Origin of the sequence: Nonomuraea zeae, assembly GCF_005889725.1 — a bacterium.
Taxonomy (GTDB): Bacteria; Actinomycetota; Actinomycetes; order Streptosporangiales; family Streptosporangiaceae; genus Nonomuraea; species Nonomuraea zeae.
In genome coordinates this window covers 40,812-48,323 of record NZ_VCKX01000064.1, presented here as the reverse complement: position 1 = coordinate 48,323, position 7,512 = coordinate 40,812, and the positions used below count along the sequence as shown (strand labels likewise).

At 72.7% G+C, this 7,512-nt stretch carries 4 protein-coding genes; all 4 read right to left on the bottom strand.

The features are described 5' to 3' along the window. Positions 1-354: 354 nt before the first annotated feature. Positions 355-1,662, bottom strand: coding sequence for a DUF5719 family protein (locus ETD85_RS21755; protein WP_240779292.1), 1,308 nt, complete (start codon positions 1,660-1,662; stop codon positions 355-357). Positions 1,663-1,690: 28 nt separating this feature from the next. Continuing rightward, a complete protein-coding gene (locus tag ETD85_RS21750; protein ID WP_138691592.1) occupies positions 1,691-4,507 on the bottom strand; it encodes a glycosyltransferase family 2 protein in 2,817 nt (938 codons plus the stop codon). Between the two features lie 113 nt (positions 4,508-4,620). After that, positions 4,621-4,881 carry a WhiB family transcriptional regulator gene (locus ETD85_RS21745; protein WP_206058445.1) on the bottom strand — a complete coding sequence of 87 codons (261 nt, stop codon included), beginning with the start codon at positions 4,879-4,881 and terminating at the stop codon, positions 4,621-4,623. A gap of 318 nt (positions 4,882-5,199) precedes the next feature. Beyond that, positions 5,200-7,455: a hypothetical protein gene (locus tag ETD85_RS21740; RefSeq protein WP_138691591.1), complete on the bottom strand. Its 2,256-nt coding sequence runs from the start codon at positions 7,453-7,455 to the stop codon at positions 5,200-5,202. Positions 7,456-7,512 lie beyond the last annotated feature (57 nt).

The window sequence follows — 7,512 nt, the reverse complement described above, 5'->3', positions numbered from 1 at the left end:
CCCCAGCCCCGCGACCCGGCAACCCGGCAACCCGGCAACCCGGCAACCCGGCAACCCGGCAACCCGGCAACCCGGCGACCCGGCGACCCGGCGATGATCGTCCATCACCCCGCCACCAGGCTCAACGCCGGGGAGCGCGAGGGGCCGGCAGGCCCCTCGCCGGGGGTGTGGGGGCATGCCCCCACAGGACACAGCCCGAAGCTCTCATCGCGCGAAGCACACCCCACTGCGAGGACCTCGCAGTCAGGGGGGTCGAAGGGGGCGCAGCCCCCTGGGGAACAGAGCCCGGAGCCCGATTCGCGCGCAGCGCCCCCGAAGGCGCAGGACCACGCAGTGAGCCCCAGAACCCCACTCTCAGGGCGCGACCACTCGCTGGCTGTCCGTCAAAGGCGGGAGCATCGTGAACATCCTCGCCGCCGCCAGCGGTTGCGTCGTGATGAGCAGGCCCGTCTTCAGGCGTTCCTCCACCACCCGCCCACCGTAGACCTCCCCGGAAACCGGGGTGACCACGAGCGCGAAGTCCCCCTTGGCCTTGATCCCCACGTTCTTGGTCCGCCCGGCCGGCACCTCCACCTCGAACGCGGGCTCCCCGGTCCCCTTCTCCGGCACCACCTGCACCCGCACCTTGCCCGGACCGCCGAGTGCCGTCAGCACAAGGCGGGAGCCCGTCGCGTTGCGGGCCACCGCGCTGCCCAGCGCCAGTGACGAGGTGCCGGCGGTGTAGGCGACGTCGGAGCGCTGGCCCGTACCCGTGATGACCAGCCCGGCCACGATCGGGACCGGTGAGGTGAGCACGAGGGCGGCGGACGAGGCCCCGACTCCCGTGGTCACGTCCAGCGAGACCACGCTGCCCGCGGGGATGTCGAGCGTCTCGCGCCCCTTCATGGCGTACTCGGCGTCCTCGCTCACGGCCTTGATCTGCACCACGGCGTCGTTCTCGCCGGGGGCGGCGACGAGGAGCTCGCGGCCGCCGCCTCCGCCGGGGATCCCGGGGACGACCACGCGCGTGGCGGGCGGTGCGGCGGCGGGGAGCCAGTCGACTCCTCCGGTCTCCAGCGTGGTCCTGGCGGCGACGGCGACGCGGCCGAAGACGGTGGTGACGCTCACGGTCATCACGTCGGCCGACGGGGCCAGGTCTTTGAGGTCGATCTCGCGGTGCTCGCCGGGCGCGATCTCCAGCCCGAGCCCCTTGTCGCCGGAGATCGGGCCTTCGGCCGCGTACACCTGGACGTCGGCGAGCGCGGGCGCCTTGTCCGGGTTGGTGAGGTGCAGGCGCACGTCGGCGCTCGCGGGGCCGGGGCCCACCAGCCAGGTCTCCGGGGACGGCTCGGTGCAGCGGATCCCGGCCAGGCCGCGCCCGCCGCCCTGGGTGACGCGGGTGAGGTAGCCGGCCTCCAGCCCGCCGGGGCCGCTCGTCACGTACGGCTTCCCGTCCCGCATCGTCTCGTCGGACAGGGTGCCCGGCAGGTAGACGTTGACGTGCTCCCCCTTCGTCCCAGGGCACACTGCGGTGACGGCTTCGACGGCCACCTTCCTGGGCCCCTCGGGTACGGGGACCACGGGGGCGGGCCTGGTGACGAAGGCGACGCCGTACATGGCGATCAACGCCACGACGACCAGCACCAGCAACCCGAACCGGTTCTCCACGAACGCCTTCACCACGCACCCGCCAGGTTCTCCACGAACGCCCTCATCGCGCCCCCGCCAGGACTGGGGCCGGTGCTTCCACGGCCTCCCCCGCGTTCTCGCGCCGACCCGGCGCCGCCAGGAGGGCCGCCAGGAGCACCAGCGCCCCCTGCGCCCACAGCCACGGCTTGTGCAGGACGCTCTCCGGCTGGACTGGCACGCGCGTGACCGGCTCGGCCAGGCGCCACAGCCCGCCGCCCTCCTCCGACAGGCTCAGGCGCTGCAGCGACGGCTGGGAGTCGAGCGTCTTGGCCAGCTCCGCCGTGAACGGCGGCGCCACGGCGATCATCGCGATGCCGTGCTGCGCCAGGGTCGCCGCGTCGCCGCCGCGCCCGCCGACGAGGCCCTGCGCCGCCGTGGCCACCCGGGTGCGGGCCTCGGACGCGACGGGCAGCTCCGATTCGCCGATCAGCGGGGTACGGCCGTGCAGCACGGTGAAGGAGGACCCCTTGAGCACCAGCGTGCGCTCCCCGTTCACGGTACGGGCCGCCGCCAGCATGGGCAGCACGTCCGGTGAGTCGCCGACGAGGGGCCCGCGCACGCCGTTCGCCATCCAGTAGCCGGCGGCCAGCAGCGGCGTGCTGAACGCCACGGCCACGACCACTGTCGCGCCGATCCGGCGCAGCCCGCCGCCCGCGCGCAGCTCGGCCAGGCGGTGCGCGGTCAGGCCGACGAGGACCAGGAGCCCCGTTCCCGCGAACGCCAGCGGCACCCCCGGCCAGGCCCGCGCCCCTTCGACGGTGATGCGGCTGACCAGGATGGCCGCCAGCATCCCGTACAGGGCGACGCCCCAGCCGATCGCGACGATCATCCGCTGGCGGCGCATGAGCAGCGCGGCCAGCGCCGCCGCCACGAGACCGGCGCTCACCCAGAACGGCGGCAGCCCGGGACCTCCGGGGCTGAGCGCGAGCAGCGACTCGGCGGGCAGGGCGGGATCGACGAGGGCCGGGTCGTGCAGCCCGGCTTCGAGCAGGATCCGGCCCGGGTCCGCCACCAGGCTCGCCAGCCACGGCAACAGCAGCGCCACCGGCACGGCCAGCGCGATGACCATGGACGTCACCACGCCGCGCCGCCCGCCGCCGAACGCCACCGCGCCGAGCACGCCGAGGACGGCGAAGAGCGGATAGACCAGCGGCACGAACGCCGTCCCCACGGCCAGCGCCAGGCCCAGTCCCCAGGCCGCGCGGCGGGCCTGGCGGCGCTCGGCGGACAGCAGGATCGTGCCGAGGGAGGCGTAGAGAGGCACCAGCACGAACACCACGGCCGTCCCCAGCCGCCCCGACGCGATCGCGCCGGTCGCGACGGGCAGCAGCGCGTACGTCCCCGCCGCCCACGCCCGCGCGGGCACCGCCGGGATGACGTGCCGGGTGGCCAGGTACGCCGTCGCGCCCGCCAGCGGCACCGAGCCGAGCAGCAGCACCGAGACCGCCAGCCAGGTCTTGCCGAGCGCCAGCGTGGACAGGACGGCGAGCACGGCGACGTAAGGGGGCGCCCAGGCGTTCGAGCCGAGGCCGATGTCGTGGGAGCCCTCGGTGTAGAAGGCCCAGAGGTCGCTCGCGCCGCCCGTCACCGGCACGAGTGCGCCGCCGCCGAGCCGCTCGCCGCCGAGGAGGGAGCGTTCGGCGATCAGGGAGACGAGGGCCAGGGCGAGCATGAGCACCACGCCCGGACGGGTGATGAACCGCTTGACCGCGCCGGAGTCCTGCGGCACGGCCGCGTACTCGTCGTCCGGGGAGGACGGGGCGGAGGCGTGGTGGTGGCGTCCGGTCGAGTCGACGGGGGCCTCGCCGGAGAGGAAGCTCTGCACCATGTCGATGAGCCGTCGATAGGCCGCCCAGCGCGGGGTCATCAACCGCTTTATGCGGATATATCCCTTCTTGCGGCCGTGGCGGCGTGCTCTTCGCGCCTTCATCAGCCTGAACGGGTGCGCCAGGATCGAGCCCATGGCCACCACCTCGTCCAGCGCGTTCGCGGGCTGCTTGCTCACGATGAACAGCAGCGTGCGGAAGGCCGAGCCGAACACGTTGCGCAGCAGCGCCCACAGCATCGCGCCGAAGGGCAGGTTCGCCATCACCACGAAGATCGCGTTGCGCCGGTCCAGCCGGCGCGGATGGTCGCCGCTGACCGCGATGCGCCGCCGCCTGCGCCCGGCCGCCTCGGCGTGCCAGGCCACGGCGGAGGTCACGTTCAACACCTTGTGCCCGGCGTTGCGCACCCGCCAGCACAGGTCGAGGTCGTCACGGAACAGCGGGAAGAACGGATCGAGCCCGCCCACCCGCTCCCACACGTCCCGGCGGATCAGCATGCCCGCCGTGGACACCGACAGCACCTCTCGCGTCCCGTCGTGCTGCCCCTGGTCGAACTCGCGCGGCTCCAGCCCGGTGTCCCTGCGCCCGGTGCGGCCCACGGTCACGCCGATCTCGAGCAGCCGCCGGCGATCGATCCAGTCGCGCAGCTTCGGGCCCAGCACGGCGGCCTTCTGATCCTGCTCGGCGGCGTAGAGCAGGGCCTCCAGCGCGCGCCGGTCGGGGGCGCAGTCGTCGTGGAGCAGCCAGATCCACTCGTCGCGACCGCCGGACGGCAGCCGTGAGAGCACCTCGGCAACGGACTCGCCGAAACCGGTGGAGCGGGGCAGGGAGATCACGTTGGCGTTGCCGAGCGTCTGGGCGAGCAGGCCGGCCGAGCCGTCCCTGCTGCCGTTGTCGACGCCGGCCACGCGGTCGGGCCTGCGGCTCTGGCTCACCAGAGCGCGCAGCGTCTCCCCGAGCCAGCGCGCGCCGTCATGGGCGACGACGATAGCGGTGACGTAGGGACGGGACATGGGTGGACGACTCCTGGGGGGTTGATCAGGCGCGCCCACCATACAGGTGGAAGGTCACATACATGCGAAAAAGGGCCACACGGACAACCCGTGTGACCCCTTCGCCCATATACCTATACGGCCTGGCGTTTGATCCGTCTGCGCTCCCGCTCGGACAGCCCACCCCAGATGCCGAACCGCTCATCGTGCTCGAGTGCATATTCCAGGCACTCTGCACGGACCTCGCACGTTCGGCAGACCTTCTTGGCCTCTCGGGTAGAGCCGCCTTTTTCCGGGAAGAACGCCTCTGGATCCGTCTGCGCGCACAAGGCACGCTCCTGCCAGCCAAGTTCTTCAGCGTCAAGCTGATCCTGTGCGATGACCGGATCGGTCACTGCACACCTCCCTGCCGCCCGCCCGCAATGGAGCCCCCCATGGACGCCTTCCTTACTACCCACCCACAGGAAGGCGTAACAACATGGTTGTAATTACACGCGCGTGCCGTACGTGACGTCAAGCGGCATGCAGGTATCCGGGGAAAGACCAGATCTCGCCCCGGTGTGCTCGGCATGTGATGTTCGCACCCGGTCGGCACCCTGCGCAGAGGGCCCCGGCCAGGCATGTTCAACGCTGTCAGCGGTCGGAACCGTACCAGGGCGGGATAGACGCCCGCCCGTGGCCCACCTTCTCTCTAATCGCTCATTGCCGGTCCGTTACCTGCGTGGCTCATTGGGGGTGTATATGGCGGTCGGGTCGATCGGGTCGTCCCCCGGACGGCGCTGCTCGCCGCCGAAGGTGCCCGTCCCCAACGACGAGGGGTCGAGCCGCATCGTCGACTCGCCCTGAGCCTCGGCCCAGCCGCCTGACGGCGCCTGGTGGGTGGGCTGGTACTGGCCCTGCTGAGGCTCGTACCCGGCCGGCTGCTGCTGGTGGGGCTGCTGGGCCTGCTGCGGGTGACCGAACGGGTCGTCGTACGGGCGGCCCGCCTGGCTGGAGTAGTCGGGCACGCGCAGCTCGGGCTGGGTGCCGGCGGTCGAGTGCTGGCCGGTCGAATGCTGGCCCGACGAGTGCTGGTACGTCTCCGCCTGCTGGTAGGCGTCCATGAGCTGCTGCGAGCGCGGATCCACGGGCGCGTCCGGCTCCTGGTACGCGGCCGGCGTGGCGTACTCGTGACCCGAGTACCCGGTGAACGGCTGACCACCCGGCTGACCCTGCGGGCCATGGGACCCGCCCTGCTGGTCGCCGCCCTGCTGGTCGAAGGCGCTCGGGCCGAAGTAGGACCCCTGGCCGAACTGCTGCGGCTGCTCGACCGGCGGGAACGGCACGTTCGGCGCGGTCTCGCCCACGGGGAACGCCTGCTCCACGGGGGCGGCGAAGGCGTTGGGCGTGGTGTCCGGCGGCGTGTACTGGCTCTGCTGGTCGGCCGACGGGGCGTACGGGTTGAGGTGGTCGGCCGGCGCGGGCGCGTAGGGGTTCGGGCTCGGCTGGCCGTGGAGGTTCGGCTGGCTGTCCGCCGGGACGTAGGGAGCGGGGGTGTACTCGCCGACGGGCGGGGTGGAGTAGTCGGGAGCCGGCTGGACCGACGGCGCCGTGTCCGCCGGAGCGTAGGACGACTGCCCCAGCCCGGAGTCCTGGCCGAAGCCGGACCCCTGGCCGAAGCCCGAGTCCTGCCCGAAGCCCGAGTCCTGGCCGAAGCCCTGCGGCGGGTAGGCCTGGTCGGACTGGCCGAACTGCGGCTGCTCCGGCTGGCGCTGGTCCGAGGGCGCGGCGGGGAGGGCGGCCCTGATCGGCGGCTGGTAGGTCTCCTGCGCGTACAGGGGCTGGACCTCGGGCTGTCCGGCCTGCTGGAAGTCGGCGGGCGCGTAGGAGCCCTGCTCGGGCTGGCCGCCGAAGCTCGGCGGCTGCTGGCCGTAGCCCTGACCGGGCGGAAGCTGCTGGCCGGACGGGGGCTGCGGGCTGTAGCCGGACTGCTGGCCCGACGGCGGCTGCTGACCATAGCCAGGCTGACCGTAGCCAGGCTGCTGACCGGGATCGGGCTGACCGTAACCAGATTGTCCGGGATCGGGCTGGCCGTAGCCGGGCTGCTGGCCGGACGGGGGCTGCGGGCTGTAGCCGGGCTGCTGGCCCGACGGCGGCTGCTGGCCGTAGCCGGACTGACCGTAGCCGGGCTGCTGGCCGGGCAGGGGCTGCTGACCCGAGGGCGGCTGCTGACCGTAGGGCGAAGACTGCTCCTGGCCGTAAGGGGGCTGGCCGGGCTGAGGCTGGCCGGACTGGGGCTGGCCGGGCTGAGGCTGGCCGGACTGGGGCTGGCCGGGCTGGGGCTGCTGGCCGGATGGGGGCTGCTGGCCGTAGCCGGCAGGCTGGGCCTGCTCAGGCTGCCCGTACCCGGGGCCGCCCGGCTGAGCCTGCTCCTGGTGCCCGTAACCGGGCTGCTGGCCCGACGGCGGCTGCTGGCCGTAACCAGGCTGGCCGTAGCCGGGCTGCTGCTGGCCGAAGTACGGCGCCTGCTGCCCGAAGTCCTGGTGGTAGACCTGCGCGACGGGCCGCTCCGGCAGCACCTGAGGCAGCAGGTAGACCAGCGCCACGGCGGTCAGCGCGAGCGTGGGCACGCCCGTGAGCACGAACTCCACCGTCCCGCGCGCTCCGCCGCCGGAGAACAGGCCGAGCAGCAGCGACAGCATGCCGAACACCGCGGCGAGCAGCAGCCCGGCCGCGGCCCCGTACGTGATGGGCTTGGCCTTGGACGACGGTTCGCCGATCTTGGTGACGAGCACGACGGCACCCAGGAGCAGCGCTGTCACGACCGGGCTGGTCAGGCTCGAGAAGTTCAGTGCCGCGCGGTCCGTGAAGGACGAGCCGGTCGAGCCGATCACGATGTGGCCGATCGCCAGCACCACGTTCATCAGTCCGGTGACGAGCATGATCCAGGCGGCCGGCTCCCTCAGCCGGGCGACGTCAAGTTTGCTCACAACTAACCCCCAACGGACCCTTTGGTCCGAAGGGAGTTTGCCACATCGCTCGCTTAC